Raw genomic sequence first — 17,689 nt, 5'->3', positions numbered from 1 at the left:
TTTGTTGATGATTTCAATCATGTTTTGTGCGAAAAGCTATTCGCAGAAAAACATATATTTTGATTCTTATTCCATAGAGGATGGTTTTAGTGGAAGTAAGGCCAATGTAATTATCCAGGATCGCAAAGGTTTTATATGGGTCGGGACCTGGAACGGGCTTACTCGTTTCGATGGGTATGAGTGTGAGATTTATACCTCGGGAATTAATAATCCAAATGGTTTGAGCAATAAAGAAGTGGTGTCGCTTCTGGAAGACCATGATGGAAACATTTGGATAGGTACTTCAGACGGATTGAATAAACTTAATCCCGTTACAGGAAAAATTGAAGTCTTTGATTTTGGAAGTCGCATCATATCTCTTTATGAAGATTCACAATTTAATATTTGGGTCGGGACGTGGAGTAATGGTCTTTTCATGTTTAAGCCGAAAAGTGGTCAACGTATATCTTATCTGCCCAATGATGTTATAAGTGATATTTTAGAGGTTCATAGGAATGAGTTTTGGGTAGCAACCTACCGGGGGCTTGTCAAGTTGAATGCCGAAAGCAAATCGTTTAAACGATATTTGCCTGATGCGGTGAATCCATCACGTTCTGTGCCTCATCACGTCATTACTCAACTGGAAACTTCTGATCAGGGCGACTTATGGATTGGTACTTGGGGGGGCGGAGTCTGCAAAATGATAGCTCATTTTGATATGGACAGTATTCGGTTTCAACACTATCAAGCCGATGAAAGAGAAGGAAGTATAAGTTCCAATGATGTTTATCGTTTGTTTTATGATCAATTTGGAGACTTATGGATCGGTACATGGAACGCAGGTATTTCATTACTTGAAAGGAGTGAGCAAAACCAGCCCCCTTCAAGTGCAAGGTTTGTTAATTTCCGAAGTGATGCATCGGATCCTTATGCTATTTCTGACAATAACATTACTGCTCTGTATGTTGATCGCTCAGGTGTTTTATGGGTAGGTAGTGCTAAAATAAATAAGGCATCTGTGGTTAAGAACGGCATGAGTTTTTATTCGACTTTAGGTACGGGAACAACCAACTCTGAACTTAGCATTGTTAAAGCATTCTCCAGTACGAGCGAAAATCAGCTGTGGGTAGGGTGTTCAGATGGACTAACATCTTTTAATTATGAGGGAGATCAATATTTAGGTGATCGGAAAATTACCAATTTGGAATATCGTTTTAACGGTTATTTGTTTAAATCCAATTTGGTCCTTTCCCTCTGTTCTACCCAATCAGGTCTTTGGGTGGGTACCGACGATGCAGGTCTTCTTTTTTATTCGAACGATGCCCTGGCCAAAGAAAAGCCCAATTCATTTCAGTTTTTTAACAGCCAAACCTCTCCTAAAATTTCCGGGAATAAGGTTAATTGTTTGCATCCGTCTAAAAAATTTCCCGATATAGTATGGCTGGGGACTATGCAGAATGGATTTTCAATGGTTAGAATGGCAGACGGAAAGGTCGTTAGTATTGAAAATTATTTAGCTGCCGAAACTGAGTTGGCCGACAACAATATTCGGGATATATTGGAAGATCGTCGGGGCATCGTGTGGATTGCCACACAAAAAGGATTAAGTCGATTTGACCCGATAAAAAAGGAGTTTCAAAGTTTTTATGCCAGCAAGGAGGAGAATTCTATCAACGACAATGTGGTCAATTGTCTGCATGAAGATGATAAGGGGAATCTTTGGATTGGCACCAATACTGGGCTGAACAAATTGCTTGAAGAAATTAAGCCGGATGGCGAACGATTCATTTCATTTAAAAGGTTTCCGGACATCAATAATTTGAGCAGTTCCTTGGTTATGAATATTCTTGAAGGCGACAGTTCTCAATTGTTAATAGGGTTTTATGATGTATTGGTCAGGTTTGACTATTCGAGAGAGGAAATTGTCGACGAATATTATATGAAAGAATATTTGCATCTGGGTATTGAGAGAAACTCAGCTTTCAGAGATGCTCGAGGAAAATTGTTGCTGGGGGGAAGACATGGATTTGTGGTTTTTGATGAGGATGATTTAAACAGCCATTCGCGCCCCCCTGAGATCAGGATTACGGATCTTCTCGTTTTTAATAAAAGTATTAATGATGTGATGAAGATGGGGCATCAGGACATGCAGATCAATAGCATTACTTATTCAGATACTCTTGTTTTGTCCTATAAAGACAGGGTCTTTACTTTTGCTTTTTCGGCGATGGATTACAAAAGTCCTGACAAGAATTCCTATTCATATATATTAGAGGGGTTTGACAAAGCATGGAATGATGTGGGAGGAAGGAACACTGCCACCTATACAAATGTTCCTCCCGGCAGATACCTGTTAAAAGTAAAAGCCAAAAATAGTTTGGGAGCAGAAAGTCCAAATCCTGCAACGTTGAATGTAATAATTACTCCTCCTTTGTGGCTGACACCGTGGGCTTATGTTATTTATGCCTTGGTACTCGTGGGGCTGCTTTATTTTTTTAATCAATATTCCATAATAAAAGCGCAGGTAAAAAGTCGTCTTTTGCTTGCTAAGGTGCATCATGAAAAGGATCGTGAGGTATACCAGCACAAAATGAATTTCTTTACCAATATCACCCATGAGTTTAGGACACCGTTAACTCTTATTTTGGGACCATCTGAAGAACTGCTCCAAAACGCCGACTTGTCTTCTCAGACACGAAAGTCCATAGAGCGAATAAAACGTAATACTGAGAAATTGTTACGTTTGGTTAATCAGCTCATGGAATTCAGAAAAGTAGAAGAGGGGAAAATGGAACTGTCGCTTCAAAAAGTGAATGTCGTTAACATTTTAACGGAAATGCATGAAACATTCCGTTCCATGGCCCGATCAAGAAAAATCAATTTTTCTGTTGAATTTGATCCTTCAGAAATTTTTGCATGGATCGATCGTGATAAAATAGAAAAGGTGCTTTATAACCTTTTATCCAATGCATTTAAATATTCAGATGATCGTGCAGAGATTTCGCTGAAGGCCGGGATTTTAGAAAGAAAGGAAGAAAGGACAAATTCCTTTTTTGTCGAGGTAAAAGATAATGGTATTGGCATCTCTGTCGATCAGCAGGATCGGATCTTTGAGAGTTTTTATCAAATTCCTAAAAAAGGCACACAAACCACTGGTGGCATTGGGCTCTATTTGTCAAAGATATTTGTTGAACAACACGGTGGAACAATTGAAGTTGATAGTGAACCCGGTGTAGGGAGTTGTTTCAGGATCTTTATTCCCATGGATTTGACTAAGACTGAAAGTCGGGGATTGGGAACTAATACTTCTGTAGACAATGAAGCAGCATTCATTTTACCCGTTAAAAAGGAGGATGTTGATGCTGTGGAAGTAAAGAACCAGGATAGAGAATCAATACACTCTAATGAACCAACGACTGAGGTGCTTTTGGTGGAGGATGATATTGATATGAGCAACTTTATCAAGGAAGGGTTATCCGAGCATTTCAATATTTCTACGGCAATGAACGGAAAAGAAGCCTTTGATTTAGCCCGTAAAAACGCTCCTGATATCATTATCTCCGATGTGATGATGCCTGGTATGGATGGGTTTGAATTGGCACGTTTGTTACGCAGCGATCTGGAAACGTCTCATATTCCGTTGATTTTTCTTACGGCCAAAACCTTACGCGAAGATGAATTGGAGGGACTGCGTCTGGGGGCTGTCGATTACATTTACAAGCCTTTTAATATGGCATCTCTTCGTTTGAAGGTGATAAATATTATTAAAACAAGAGGTGAAAACAGAGAGAAATTTATGGCTTCTAGACTTCTGGAACCGGAAAAAATAACCCTGTCATCTCTGGACGAAGAGTTTTTGAAGAAAGCAGTTAAGGTTATTGACGAAAATGTGGACGACCCTGACTTGGATGTCGAAAAGTTGAGTGAAAAATTGTCTCTTACTCCCAATCAAACCTATCGAAAAATTAAAGCGTTAACAGGATTTACTGCAAAAGAATTCATAAGGGTTCAACGATTGAAAATTGCGGCCAGTCTATTGGCGCAAAACAAAAGATCAATTTCGGAAATAATTTATATGGTTGGTTTTTCCAGTCCGTCCTATTTCTCCAGATGTTTTAAAGAGCAATACAATTGTACTCCGTCCGAATATGTTAAATTGTTTGAGAATAAGAAGATAAAGGAATAGTGCGCTACTTTTATAATGAAATTTCTGTTTTCTATTAAGTAGTTTATACAGAGTTATTTGTCGTTTTATGCCACCTGCTCATTTTAAGAGTGTTCAGGTGGCTTTTTTATTGTTGGATGGGAGTGTTAATAAATCTGTATTGTTTTGTTATGTAGTTGTATTATAGCTATGTATGTGGTCTGTTGTTTCTGTTTTTTCGAAAAAATTGCATTGTTTTTTTAATTATTTACATCGAATGTGAAATAGTGATAGCATATGTTGGGTTTTTGAAATAGTTGTGGTAGCTCTTTCCGTAGTTTTGACATTGTTTAGGATTTGTAAACAAACATTGAGTGTGTATTAAAAAATGCATTGTGAATTGGTTTAATGAGTTTAACAATTAAGATTTTAGCTATGGAAAGAACACTGAAACGACAATTTCTTCAAAGGGGACTTGCCTTAGTGCCAATTTGATGGACTAAGAATATTTCAGCTATATGGGGGCTGCCAAAATCCCTTAATTATTGACAAAGCTTACTTCGTTTAAAAGCTATTAATCAATTATGTAGATGAATTGAATTGAGTGTGCGGTTATTAGTGCCATGCGGTATTGATATGTCCGGAAATTGAATTAGCCAATTTTCTTCATCTGTTAAAATAAAATTTTAGGTATGAAAATATTTAAATTATATCCTGAGAAAATAATAGGGCGCCTTATTAGGGGTCATTTCCATATGGTGCCATTATTGTTGTTGACATTTCTTTTTGCTTTTTCAATCACAGCAATTTCTCATGCCAATGTGCCTCAAGGGGTGGCGCAAGTTAGTGGAACGATCACAGACGAAATGGGGAATCCGGTTCCGGGGGTCAATATTGTAGTGAAAGGATCTACATTGGGGACCATCACTGATGTTGACGGTCGTTACGTACTGGATATTGCAGGGGCTGAGAATCCTGTGCTGGTGTTTTCTTTTATCGGTTATGAAACACAGGAAATAGTTGTTGGCGGGCAGTCTGTTATTGATGTGTCTTTAGAGCCAACCACTTCTTCTTTGGACGAGATTGTTGTAGTGGGGTTTGGTACCCAAAAAAAGATCAATGTTACTGGTGCGGTTGCAACTGCTTCTGCAGAAGATTTGGAGGAAAGGCCGGTCTCGAACACTGTGCTCGCGTTGCAGGGGGTTATTCCTGGACTTAATATCTATAATAGTGGTGTCGGGGGTGAACTGGATGCTACAAAAACGATTAATATCAGAGGAACAGGGACCATCGGCGATGGATCAAAAGGAGATCCTTTGATCCTGATTGATGGTATGGAGGGCGATATAAATACCATCAATCCACAAGATATTGAGAGTATATCGGTATTGAAAGATGCTGCCGCCTCATCCATTTATGGATCGCGGGCGCCTTTCGGAGTTGTTCTTATTACAACCAAGAGCGGAAAAGAGGGGAAAACTGTCATTAACTACAATAACAGTTTTCGATACAAAACCCCGGTCATGATGCCTGATATGCAAAGCTCCTGGGAGTTTGTAAACTTTTATGATGATGCCAATTTTAATGTTTCTAACTCACATCTATATAGTGAGGAATATAAACAACTGGTTAAGCAATATTATGATGGAGAGTTAGATCCAAACGATGTGGCATATGTTGGTAGTGGTGGAAAATGGAACTATGACTATACCTATGCCAACGTCGACTGGTTGGATGAATATTATAAAAAATGGTCGCCTTCTCAGGAACACAATTTTAGCATCAGTGGAGGAAATTCCGATTTTACTTATTATCTATCCACGAATTATATGACGGAAGAGGGTTTCATGAGATATGGAACGGAAGGATATGACAGATATTCGTTAACAGGTAAAATCTCTGCTCAATTAACTGAAATTCTCAAAGTGGATTATTCTAGCCGGTTTATTCGTACGGAGTATGCACGTCCAACCAATATGAATGAAGGATTTTATGATCATATTCTACGTAGGGCTCGTCCGGTAAGAGCAAAAAAAGATCCTAATGGCTATTATATGGCCGACATTAATTACATACTTACCATGTCGGAAGGGGGTCGTCATAAAGATCAGAAGGATGATTTGTATCAACAGGTAAAAACAACTTTGACCCCTCTTAAAGATTGGAATATTATTGGTGAAATGAATGTTAGAACCCGTAATAACTGGACGCACTGGGATCAAAAAAGAGTCTATTCTCACTATGCAGACAATCCTGAAAATACCTATAAGGCACTTACCAGTCCCAATAATGATCAGGTTTATGAATACTCTTATAAATCCACATTCTTAAATCCTAATATTTACACTAATTATTCAAAGCAAATAGGTGGACACCATTTTGCAGGAATATTGGGGTTTCAGTATGAACAAATGAAGTACAGAGATTTGAGCGGACAACGTACAGATATGATTACTACTGACTTGCCGATTTTGAATTTGACGACCGATAACGACAATATGTCTATTAGCGGACAATATCAGGAATGGAAGACCGCTGGTTTTTTTGGCCGGTTGAATTACGATTTCAATGGTAAATATCTTGCTGAATTTAATTTAAGATATGATGGTTCCTCTCGATTTCGGGCTGAAAAACGCTGGGCATGGACCCCTTCCGCTTCATTGGGTTGGAATATCGCACGTGAAGATTTCTGGGGAAATCTGGAAGATATCATTGGTACTTTTAAGTTGAGGGCATCTTACGGAGAATTGGCAAATCAAAATACAGAAAGCTGGTACCCAACTTATCAAAAACTGCCAACCGGTTCTGCTGATGGATACTGGATTGTGAATGGTGCCAAGGCCAATACTGCATCGGCTCCTGGCTTAATTTCTTCATGGTTGACATGGGAAAAAATTCAGACCACTAATATCGGAGTTGATTTTGGGGCATTGAGAAATCGGTTAACGGGTTCATTTGACTACTTCGAGAGGAGAACTAAAGATATGGTAGGACCGGGTATTGAACTCCCGGCAATTCTTGGAACAGATGTGCCCAGAACCAATAATACCGACCTAAAAACTTTGGGCTGGGAACTTGAAATGTCTTGGAGAGATCAAATAGGAGAGTTGAAGTATGGAGCAAGGTTGAGTATTGCTGATTCCAGAACAAAGATTTTGAAGTATGGTAACCCAACGGGTAGTTTGAGTAAATATAGGGAAGGCGATTATATCGGCAATATCTACGGTTATACAACCATTGGTATCGCTAAGACGGATGAGGAAATGCAACAGCACTTGGAATCTTTACCCAATGGCGGTCAGGATGCACTGGGAAGTAACTGGGCCGCAGGTGACATTATGTATGCAGATATTAATAATGACGGTAAAATTAATAATGGTGAAAACACCATTTACGATATGGGCGACCTTAAAAAGATAGGGAACAATACACCAAGATATCTAACCGGGATAACTATTGATGCCGAATGGAAAGGTTTCGATATGCAAATGTTTTGGCAAGGCGTTTTAAAACGTGATTTTTATCCGGGAGAAAACAGTATGGTTTTCTGGGGTGCCACAGGAAGTGGTCAATGGTGGTCAACGGCCTTTACAGAACACCTTGATTATTTCCGGGATGACCCAAATCATCCATTAGGACTGAACACTGATGCCTACTATCCGCGTCCGTTATTTAATAACAAAAACCATAAAACTCAGACTATGTATTTGCAGGATGCATCATACATGAGATTGAAAAACCTGCAATTAGGATATACTTTCCCGAAAGTTCTGATTAATCGTATTTCGTTGGAAAACCTAAGAATTTATGTTTCGGGTGAAAATTTGCTGACCATAACTGATTTAACTAAAACGATGGATCCGGAAACGGCGGGTATTGGAAAACAAGGTGGTACAGTCTATCCACTTTCCACAGTCTATAGTTTTGGTTTAAGTGTGAACTTTTAAAACGCAATTATTATGATGAGAATTAAATATAATTTTGCAAAAATTACGCTTGCAATAGGAACGTCTGCTCTTTTATTGACAAGTTGTGATGATCAATTGGATGTGACACCTCCATCCAATGTTACTCCTGAGAAGTATCTGTGGGAAGAAGCTCAACTGGCAGCCTACACCATCAAATATTATGCAGATTATTCCAATTACAGTGAAGGAAGTGACGATAAAGGAGGGATGCTCCCCAGCCATTTTGGGAGTGGCGGAGAATCGTTTTATTTTAATGATCTCGCAACGGATAATGCCACCACCAGAAGTTCAAGCAGTAGATATGTTCCGGGGTTGTGGACTGTTCCTGCATCAGGAGGAAAATGGAATTTTTCCAATATCTATGCTTTGAATTATTATCTTGAAACGGTAGTTCCTCGATATGAAAATGGAGAACTTAGTGGTAATAAGGAAAATATCAAACATTATGTTGGAGAAGGGTACTTCTTGAGGGCTCATGAATACTTCTATCGATTAAGAAAATTGGGTGATTTTCCGATTGTCACTGAAACTTTGCCGGACGATCAGGAAGTGCTCACAGAAGCTTCGAAGCGTCGTCCCAGAAATGAGGTGGCTCGTTTCATTTTGGAAGATCTGGACAAAGCTATTGATTTGCTTTCCAATAATCCCAATGGTGGAAAAACCCGTATCACGCGTAATGCTGCCATCCTATTAAAAGCTCGCGTGGCACTTTTTGAAGCCACCTGGCTAAAATATCATGCCGGTACTCCCTTGGTTCCAAACGGACCGGGATGGCCTGGAGCCGAAAAGGATTATAATAGTGGATATACTTTCCCCTCTGGAAGTTTGCAAGGTGAGATCGATTTTTTTCTTGATGAAGCGATGGAGGCCTCTTCCGAAATTGCTGATGCAATTCCATTGGTTGATAACAATCAGGTTGTTAGAGAGAATGCGGCACAGCCGGTTAACCATTACTACAATATGTTTGCAACACCAGATCCTTCTGCCTATCCTGAAGTTCTGATGTATAGGGAGTATAATGTTAGTCTGGGAAGAGCACACAGTTTCAATCACTATATTTACTACGGTGCTCAGAAAGGTTATACGCATCAAATGGAACAATCTTTTCTTATGGCCAACGGTTTACCGATTTACGACTCTGCAAGCGGATATGCCGGTGATGATTATATTCAGGATACCAAAATAGGCAGAGATAGCAGATGGCGACTGTTTATGAAAGCACCGGGTGAAGTAAAAGCCTTTGAGAACATTGAAGCCCCCGAAACATTTGAAACAGCTCCGATGGTTTACAGTTCTGATGGGAAGTATTCAACCTCTACCGGATATATTCTTGGAAAAGGATATGCCTTGGATTATAATATGCAAATTCTGGGACAAGATATTACGGCACCCGTAATTTTCAGAGCTGCAGAGGCTTATTTGATTTACATGGAAGCCAGTTATGAGAAAAATGGTTTTGTGGATGCAAAAGCGGATCAATATTGGAGAGCGATTCGGGTCCGTGCAGGAATTAATGAGGATTATACCACAACGATCAGTCATACCGTTATGACAGAAGAAGCTAAAAATGACTGGGGAGCCTATTCTCATGGTCAACTTGTGGATGAGACCCTTTACAATATCAGGCGTGAACGACGGAATGAATTAATTGGTGAAGGACAACGTTATTATGATTTGTTACGTTGGAGAGCCATGGATCAACTTAACGGTTTTCAGATTGAAGGTTGCAAAATTTGGGGACCAATGCAGAATGATTATGCGGCTGGCATTTTATTGGCAGATCAAGCTGATGAGAAAGATAATACCGTTTCTTCTCCTTCATTAAGTGAATATTTGAGACCCTATCAGATTGTGCAGTCCAACAACAATTATTATGATGGACTTAATTTTACTGAGGCTCATTATCTGGAACCTATTGCCGTACAGCATTTCCTGATTACGGCAGAGGATGGCCAGACCATTTCAACTTCACCCATTTATCAGAATCCTGGGTGGTCAACAGTTGCTGGTCAGGGAGCCGGTAATTAGGTAGTTTTTTTTAAATAATGTTGAAGGTATCCAAAAGGTTAGGCTATATCTATTTTTTGGATGCCTTCTTTTATTATAAATACATTTGCCCAATTTATTTTGTATCCGAAAATGAAAATGATAAAAACGATTACTATAGCGGCTCTGATTTTTCTTCCTTGGTGGATGGCTGTTTTCGGTTTTGCAGGATGTGGATGGATAAAGGAAAAAGAGGTGTCTACAATCAACCGCTCCTTTCTTCCCGGCCAGAGATGGTTCGATACGGATAGCGTCCACATTAATGCGCATGGGGGAGGAATCTTGTTGCATGAGGGTGTTTACTATTGGTTTGGAGAGCACAAAACAGCCGGGAGAGGTGGCAATACTGCCCTTGTGGGGATCAGATGTTATTCTTCCAAAGATCTGTATAATTGGAAAAACGAAGGAGTTGCTTTGGCGGTGGAAGACGATACGAACTCGGAAATCGTAAAAGGATCTGTGATGGAACGTCCAAAGGTTATTTATAATGAGAAATCAGGAAAATTTGTAATGTGGTTTCATCTAGAATTGAAAGGACAAGGCTACCGTGCTGCCCGAACGGCAGTAGCTGTTAGTGATCGTGTTACGGGCCCTTATCAGTATCTGCGATCCTATCGTCCCAATGCTGGAGTTTGGCCAATGAATGGTCATGAAGATCTTTCTAATATGCGCTTTCGGCAGGATTTAAAATGGTGGACCCCTGAGTGGATGGAGGCTGTGAAGTTGGGGCTCTTTGTCAAACGAGACTTTGAAAAGGGACAAATGTCAAGAGATATGACCGTTTTTGTAGATGATGATGGTACTGCCTATCACATTCATGCATCTGAAGAAAATCTGACATTGCATATCTCTGAACTTTCCGATGACTATACCAGCTTTACCGAAAAATGGACGAGAATTCTTCCCGGGGGACACAATGAAGCACCGGCAATGTTTAAACGCCATAACAAATATTATTTGCTGGCGTCAGGCTGTACCGGGTGGAAACCCAATGCAGCACGTTTATTCGTTGCGGAATCGATATGGGGCCCATGGCAACCACTGGGAAATCCTTGTGTGGGGAATGATGCAGAACTGACTTTTCATGCTCAAAGTACTTTTGTGCTTCCCCTGAAGGATCGTAAAGATGCCTACATTTTTATGGGAGACAGGTGGGTCCCGGAGAATCCTATTGATGGTCGTTATGTCTGGCTTCCGATAAGATTCGAAGGAGATAAGCCGATTATCAGATGGCAAAATGAATGGGATTTGTCTGAATTCTAAAAAATAATCACTTTCATCCTCCAATTCTTTGAAATAGGGTCTGAATCAGTTAAGTAGGGTGGTAGATGGACAATGACTTCTTTTGAGAAAGAATGTAGGGTGAAAGTGATATTGTATTTTCTATTTGAACAGAGATGGTTAGATCAATAATTCGTTTCAACCTTAATGCGAAATCTAAATTTCCGGCAACTTCCCAATTCTTTATCTCCTTAAAGAAAGCAAACCGCTCTTGTCCTTGGTGATGATGGAATTTGTTTTCGATGATATGGGCTATCTCCGATAGCCTGGTTCAATTCCCCGGCAAATACCATGTGCCTCATTCCTTTCAGCAGTATAAAAATTGGTTCATCCATTGGCCGGATAGAACTTGCATGACATTCGTTTATCCATATTCTTGTTGTGAAAAACTTTGCTGGTTATGTTGGTTTCATCCGTTCCGGCTTTAAACCGGGGAAACATGGACCGATCTGGTGGTCGGGGGTTGTGCCGTCTTTCATTTTTTAAACTTTTTCTTTTTTCCTTTCCCAATTGTGTTTTGTGAGTATGCTTTCAGAAACTTAACCAAGAATGGTGGAATGACTGTTCAGGTTGGTGTTTTGGGTTGGCCTGAAAATTTATCGGTTTTTATTGTTTTTTTGTGATGGAAGCCTAACAATTCTAGTTTTCGTTGATTAAAAAAATACAATCAGGGGTAGTTGTGCAATGAGACCGCGGTTTGTAGAAATAAGGTTGAATAGTTTCGTGAATTTGGAGGGATCGGCCAAAAGTTTATTATTTTAGATTCATTAAAATAGGAGGCAAATATAAATATGAAAAGAAACGGAACCGCTTACATTCTGGTTGTAGGTCTTTTATCTCTTTTGGGGTCCTGTGGTACCAGAGGAATAGAAAAGTCGGGTAAATCAACTGAAGCCAAATCCAACGGGATGGTGGAAGAGGCTGGTTTATCGATAAACGTCTTGTCGGAAACCGAAAAGGCGAATGGTTGGAGATGGCTCTTTAACGGAGAGAATTTTGAGGGCTGGCGGGGGTATAATTCGGAATCCGTTCCGGATGCGTGGACGATTGAAAACCATGCCATAAAAATCAATGGGAAGAATCACAATGGTCGGGAATACAAAACCAGAGGGGATCTAATTTTTGATGAGCCGTTCAAGAACTTCGAATTAAGATTCGAGTGGAAAGTGTCGAAGGGCGCCAACAGCGGTGTGTTTTATCTGGCTCGTGAATTGGCGAATACCCCCATCTGGCGAACCGCTCCGGAGTATCAGATATTGGATAATTTAAACCACTTGGACGCGCAATTGGGGAAGGATGGAAACAGACAATCGGCTTCTCTCTACGATTTAATACCTGCGAAGCCTCAGAATAGTAAAGAGTGGGGCCAATGGAATACGGGGGCTATTATCGTAAATAATGGCTCTGTTGTGCATCAACAAAACGGCAAAGTGGTGTTGGCCTATCATTTATGGACTCCCGAGTGGAACGAGATGATTGAGAATAGTAAATTTAAAGGTTGGCGTGAAATCATTCATGCCGGTGGAGAGGAACAAATGGGTTACATTGGCCTTCAGGATCACGGGGATGATGTGTGGTTTAGGAATATTAGAATTAAAGTGTTAGAGTAGAATGCCGTTGCCTTTCTTGCAATTCCTTAAAATCCATTTTTAATTGAAAGCGATCCTTTTGGATATAGAGGATGGGTAACGGTGGGGTGGATCAAGAGTCGGGTGAATAGAAAAATGCATTGGTCTGCAGGAAAATAAAATCTCTGAATCAAAAAAATGTATTGTTGTTGTTGGCGTCGACGTTCTAAAACTGAGAAAAAGAGGGAGGCCAATTTAAAAAGGGAGCAGAAAAGTGGAACAAGGAGCTTGACGAGTGAAAAAGTAGACGTTCGACTGAAATCCTGTCAGTTGCGGAGTAAAAATGTTGAATCGAAACTGAAAATGTGTCAGTCGGCGAGTAAAGAAAATGGGTGGTAACTGAAATCCTGTCAGTTGCGGAGTGAAATAGTTGAATTGAAACTGAAAATGTGTCAGTTGGCGAGTAAAGAAGATAAGTTGCAACTGAAATCCTGTCGGTTGTTGAGTGAAAAAGACGCTTCTCAACTGAAATCTTGTCAGTTGTGGCGTTAAAAAGTTGCCTTTGCGCGATTCAATTAACATTTTGCGACTAAGAAAATGGTTTTGGCAGATTAAAAAATGCCGCTGTTGAGTGAAAAAGTTTAGGTCGTGAAAGCTTCCATTGAATCGTACACTTCTCCTGATTAAATTGGCACTGCTTTCAGTCCATTCATGCCTTTAATCAATAAATTGGGTGGAGGATAAGAGGGGTTTACTAGTGGTGCGGACTGAATGCTTACCTGGATTTATCGTTTTAATTATTATCCCGCAGTCCTTTTATGGTCAATATAAAAAAGCCCGATTGTTATTCCTTTATTATGGGAAACAATCCGGGCTTTTCAAATAGGTACGATTTCTTTTTATAACTATTAATTTCCATGTCGTTTTACCGGAAGCGGTTTTTCTTGACAACGGTATTAAGTCCTAGATTCATCCGGTAATGGTGCTTCAGGAAACATTGAAAAAATAGATTATGCATTGATCATCATGGGCATGAGGAGCATCAGCTCATCTTCATTATCGTTTTTGTCGAACGGTACGAAAATGGCCGCTCTTGCCGGATCAGAAAGTTCTACGACAATGTCGGACGAAGAGAGGTTCTCAAGAATGTCAACAAGGAAAGAGCTTTTGAAACCGATCTCCATTTCCTCACCTTCATATTGACAAGATAATTTCTCAAATGCCGAGATTGAAAAGTCGATATCCTGAGCCGAAACGATTATTTCGTTGGAAGCGAGGTGCAGTTTTACCAAGTTACTGGCCTGGCTTGCAAAGAGAGAAACCCGTCCCAGTGTGTTAAAGAGATCAACCCGATCAATCACCACTTTGTTGGGATTATTTTGCGGGATGACTGCACTGTAGCTGGGATAATTGCCTTCCACCAGTCGACAGACCAGTCGATAATTTTCCATTTCGAAGAACGCATTTTGGTCGTCAAAGGAAATGGCGACATCTCCTTCTTCTTTAGGAAGAACATTTTTTAATAAGCCTGCCGGTTTTTTGGGCAAAATGAAAGACGCCTCGTTGTCGGTTTTTACATCCAGTCGTTGATATCTCACCAATTTATGAGAATCGGATGCCACAAACGTCATGTGGTCGGGCGTGAATTCAAACAAGATGCCATTCATGACCGGTCTTAACTCATCGTCTGCCGTGGCAAAGAGGGTTTTTAAAATGCCAGTCATCAAGGTATCTGCCGGTAATTGCAATTTACTGGCCTTTTCTTCGTTCAATTCGGGCAGGGTGGGGAAATCTTCTCCGTTTTGTCCAACCACACTAAATTTCCCTTTTTCAGTAACAATGTTAACGGCCAGCGTTTCCAGATCGATTTCAAAGTTGAGGGGTTGTTCGGGAAATTTTTTTAATGTTTCCAATAAGATTTTGGAGGGCAGAGCGATGGCTCCTTCACCTTCCGTGCTTTCAAGATCCATAGAGGTGATCATGGTCACTTCTGTGTCGGAAGCCGTAATGGTTAGCTTTTGTCCTTCAAGATTGAACAAAAAGTTATCCAGGATCGGCATTGGACTTTTTGAGGCAATAGCCCTGCTAATAGCCTGTAAGTGTGATAGAAGTCTAGAACTGGAGACGACAAATTTCATTGTTTCTATCTTTTTTAGTGTTAATCAAAATTTAATACAATAATAAGTCGAAATAAAAGCCGAATATACGAAAAAATGATACCATTATAAAAGGCTACCGGTTGAAAAATCTATTGATAATTTGATTTTTTCTTCATCCAAACCGCCATTTTCGAATCAAAGGAATCAAAATTCCTACAATTAGCACCCAAAGCAGGGGGATCCCCAGATTGAGCCATTTCCAGTAAAGCGATTCATTGGCCACCTTGTCGCGGTCCAGGAGTCTTAACTGAAAGCTTCGACCTCTCAGCATCATCCATCCTTGGTTGTCGGTCAAATAATTGATGGCATTGAGAATAAATTGTTTATTTCCAAAAGTCTGATTGGTGGTTTCATCAAATCCCAGTGGAACAATTCGCGGGTTATTGGTTTCACGTCGACGTACCTCATTTTTGATGATGTCGCCGTCGGCCACCACGATCATTTTTGTGGGCTCACTCAGGTTGCGACGTTTTTCGGGCGGGAAATTAGAGTCGGGAGGAATAGATCGATGGGTAAATACTGACTGGAATCGCCCCTCGGCAGCATAGGCCACCGGAATATAAGATTGTGGAAAGCTTTCCCGTCTGGGTTGTTCCTGCACCTGAGCCAGTGAGATATAGACAGGGCTGGGCATTAATCGGGAGTGTCTTCCGGTCCGTAAAAGCAATACCGTCTCGGTTTGAAGGTCTTCGCCAACGGTGTCTATGCTACTGATGAACTCCGTTTTTATTGGTGCTACGTTTCGCGTCACCGGATGCAGGCTATTGGTGTTGAGAAGAGGGTTAAAAATCCATGGCATGGCAACAAAACGTGAAGTCTCTCCCGGAGGGGCCACATTGACCGGTATCAGACTCGACTGAACATCCTGTACCAAATTGGCATTGATCCGAAAACCATATCGGAACAGTAGGTCGTCCAGATTGAGATCGAAGGGAAGCCCCACGGTTTGTGAGGCGCGGCGTAAGCTGTCCAGACTCGCATGAATGGGATCGATGAGCCATAACACTCTTCCTCCCTGCATGATATATTGATCGATGGCAAATTTTTCGGTTTCGGAAAAGCGCTGAGTTGGTCGTGCGATGATGAGTGCTTCGTAGGGTTGAAGCATCTCGGGATTTCCCCCGGGGTTGCCTCTGTCTACCTGATAATATTTGGAAAGTTCATCGGTGATATCGATCACATCCAGTTCCTCCAATTCGCCATGACCTTCCAGGAACGCAATCTTTCGCTTTTCTTTCGTGGTGAGTCGCCGCATGGCATCAGTGAGTTTATATTCCAGTGCTTCGGCAGAGGCATTAAGATTTTCGGCGCCGGATTGTCCGGGAATATTTTCCAGAAGGTTGACAGCTATTTCCAGGCTGTCTTTTTGCCATACCAGATAGGGATAAACCAGCGTTCTTTTCCGGGTTCCGTCTTCTTTGGCTTCGTAAACCGGCACCGGACTAAGGTCATGGTTTTTTAGTCGGTCAAGCGCTATTTGGGCTTCCGGGCTTTTCTTTTCAGGGTTTACAAACTGATAATCTATATTTTTCTTGGCATAGACGTGAAACTCGTCCAGCTTTTCTTTTACCGAACGTGCTAATCGTTCAAAACCGGGGTTTAAATCTCCTTCCAGATATACGTGGGCGAATAGCGGTTCGTCCAGATTAGAAAGATACTCTTTGGTGATTTCGGCCAGCGTATATCGTTTTTCGTGTGTCAGATCCCATCTGGCTATCGTGTCGGAAAGCAGAGTGTTGATGACCAGGGCTGCGGCCAGTATTATCAGAAAACGGCTCATGCCTTTATGAAAGGTGAGGCGCGTCAGGCTAAGAAAAACAATGATGACACTTAAAAAATAGATAATATCCCGCAGGTCGATAACTCCGCGGCTGATGGATTGATAGTGAGCATCCATACCGAGGTTCACCAGAAAAGCATCGAAACTGTTTAGTCCGGGAACGGCGGATAAGGCTTCAAAACCACTGTAAAACAGAAAAGAAAAAAGGGCTGAGAGTACAAACGCCACAATTTGGTTTTCGGTCAGCGACGAGGTGAACACCCCAATGGCCACATAGGCGCCGGCTAAAAAGAGCAAACCAAGGTAACTTCCCCATATTGCTCCTGTATCAATATTCCCGGTTGGCTGTGCTAACCGGGATACGGAATAAAAGTATACCAGGGTGGGAAGCAAACTAAGGAAAACCAGGGTAAAACCGGCCAGGAATTTTCCGAGGATTACCAGCTCTGTGGTTATCGGACGAGTCAATAATAATTCCAGCGTCCCCGACTTTTTTTCATCGGCAAATAATCGCATGGTGATGGCCGGCACCAGAAAGAGATACAACCAGGGGGCCATAAAAAATAAAGCATCAATATTGGCATATCCTCCATAGAGAATGTTAAAATTGCCGGGAACAATCCATAAGAACAATCCGGTAATAACCAGAAAAACGGCCATTACCAATGCTCCCGTTAGCGAACTGAAAAAGGTTAATAACTCTTTTTTCCACAATGCTACCATAGGATTTTATCAATTTGAAAGATTCACAATGTTGTTTCTTT

7 protein-coding genes are annotated in these 17,689 nt (G+C 40.9%); 5 read left to right on the top strand and 2 right to left on the bottom strand.

All coding sequences use genetic code 11. The annotated features are described in order from the left end of the window. Positions 1-19 precede the first annotated feature (19 nt). The 5 genes from ACT29H_RS05620 (at position 20) to ACT29H_RS05600 (ending at position 13,028) form a co-directional block, all read left to right on the top strand. On the top strand, positions 20-4,165 hold the full coding sequence (locus ACT29H_RS05620) for a two-component regulator propeller domain-containing protein (protein WP_444820629.1): 4,146 nt from the start codon (positions 20-22) through the stop codon (positions 4,163-4,165). 650 nt (positions 4,166-4,815) lie between these two features. After that, entirely contained in the window at positions 4,816-8,070 is a 3,255-nt protein-coding gene (locus tag ACT29H_RS05615) for a SusC/RagA family TonB-linked outer membrane protein (protein ID WP_444820628.1), read from the top strand. A 12-nt stretch (positions 8,071-8,082) separates the two neighbouring features. Continuing rightward, positions 8,083-10,119 (top strand): RagB/SusD family nutrient uptake outer membrane protein, encoded by a 2,037-nt coding sequence (locus tag ACT29H_RS05610; RefSeq protein WP_444820627.1) that lies wholly within the window; start codon positions 8,083-8,085, stop codon positions 10,117-10,119. A gap of 117 nt (positions 10,120-10,236) precedes the next feature. Beyond that, complete coding sequence (locus ACT29H_RS05605; protein WP_444820626.1) at positions 10,237-11,400, top strand: glycoside hydrolase family 43 protein; 1,164 nt, start codon at positions 10,237-10,239, stop codon at positions 11,398-11,400. A gap of 809 nt (positions 11,401-12,209) precedes the next feature. Next, complete coding sequence (locus ACT29H_RS05600) at positions 12,210-13,028, top strand: 3-keto-disaccharide hydrolase (protein WP_444820625.1); 819 nt, start codon at positions 12,210-12,212, stop codon at positions 13,026-13,028. A 968-nt stretch (positions 13,029-13,996) separates the two neighbouring features. Here ACT29H_RS05600 and dnaN read toward each other — a convergent pair. Both dnaN and gldG read right to left on the bottom strand, forming a co-directional pair. After that, positions 13,997-15,124 (bottom strand): DNA polymerase III subunit beta, encoded by a 1,128-nt coding sequence (dnaN, locus tag ACT29H_RS05595; protein WP_444820624.1) that lies wholly within the window; start codon positions 15,122-15,124, stop codon positions 13,997-13,999. Positions 15,125-15,257: 133 nt separating this feature from the next. Continuing rightward, positions 15,258-17,648 (bottom strand): gliding motility-associated ABC transporter substrate-binding protein GldG, encoded by a 2,391-nt coding sequence (gene gldG, locus ACT29H_RS05590; RefSeq protein ID WP_444820623.1) that lies wholly within the window; start codon positions 17,646-17,648, stop codon positions 15,258-15,260. Positions 17,649-17,689: the final 41 nt, after the last annotated feature.

This window comes from Thermophagus sp. OGC60D27 (genome assembly GCF_052400625.1).
Lineage (GTDB): Bacteria > Bacteroidota > Bacteroidia > Bacteroidales > Marinilabiliaceae > Thermophagus.
This window is presented reverse-complemented; position numbering and strand designations above follow the sequence as displayed.

What these genes read in the sequence shown, in the direction of transcription:
- ACT29H_RS05620 (WP_444820629.1), top strand. Translation starts at nt 20, where the DNA reads ATGTTTTGTGCGAAAAGCTATTCGCAGAAAAACATATATTTTGATTCT.
- ACT29H_RS05615 (WP_444820628.1), top strand. Translation starts at nt 4,816, where the DNA reads ATGAAAATATTTAAATTATATCCTGAGAAAATAATAGGGCGCCTTATT.
- ACT29H_RS05610 (WP_444820627.1), top strand. Translation starts at nt 8,083, where the DNA reads ATGATGAGAATTAAATATAATTTTGCAAAAATTACGCTTGCAATAGGA.
- ACT29H_RS05605 (WP_444820626.1), top strand. Translation starts at nt 10,237, where the DNA reads ATGATAAAAACGATTACTATAGCGGCTCTGATTTTTCTTCCTTGGTGG.
- ACT29H_RS05600 (WP_444820625.1), top strand. Translation starts at nt 12,210, where the DNA reads ATGAAAAGAAACGGAACCGCTTACATTCTGGTTGTAGGTCTTTTATCT.
- dnaN (WP_444820624.1), bottom strand. Translation starts at nt 15,124, where the DNA reads ATGAAATTTGTCGTCTCCAGTTCTAGACTTCTATCACACTTACAGGCT.
- gldG (WP_444820623.1), bottom strand. Translation starts at nt 17,648, where the DNA reads ATGGTAGCATTGTGGAAAAAAGAGTTATTAACCTTTTTCAGTTCGCTA.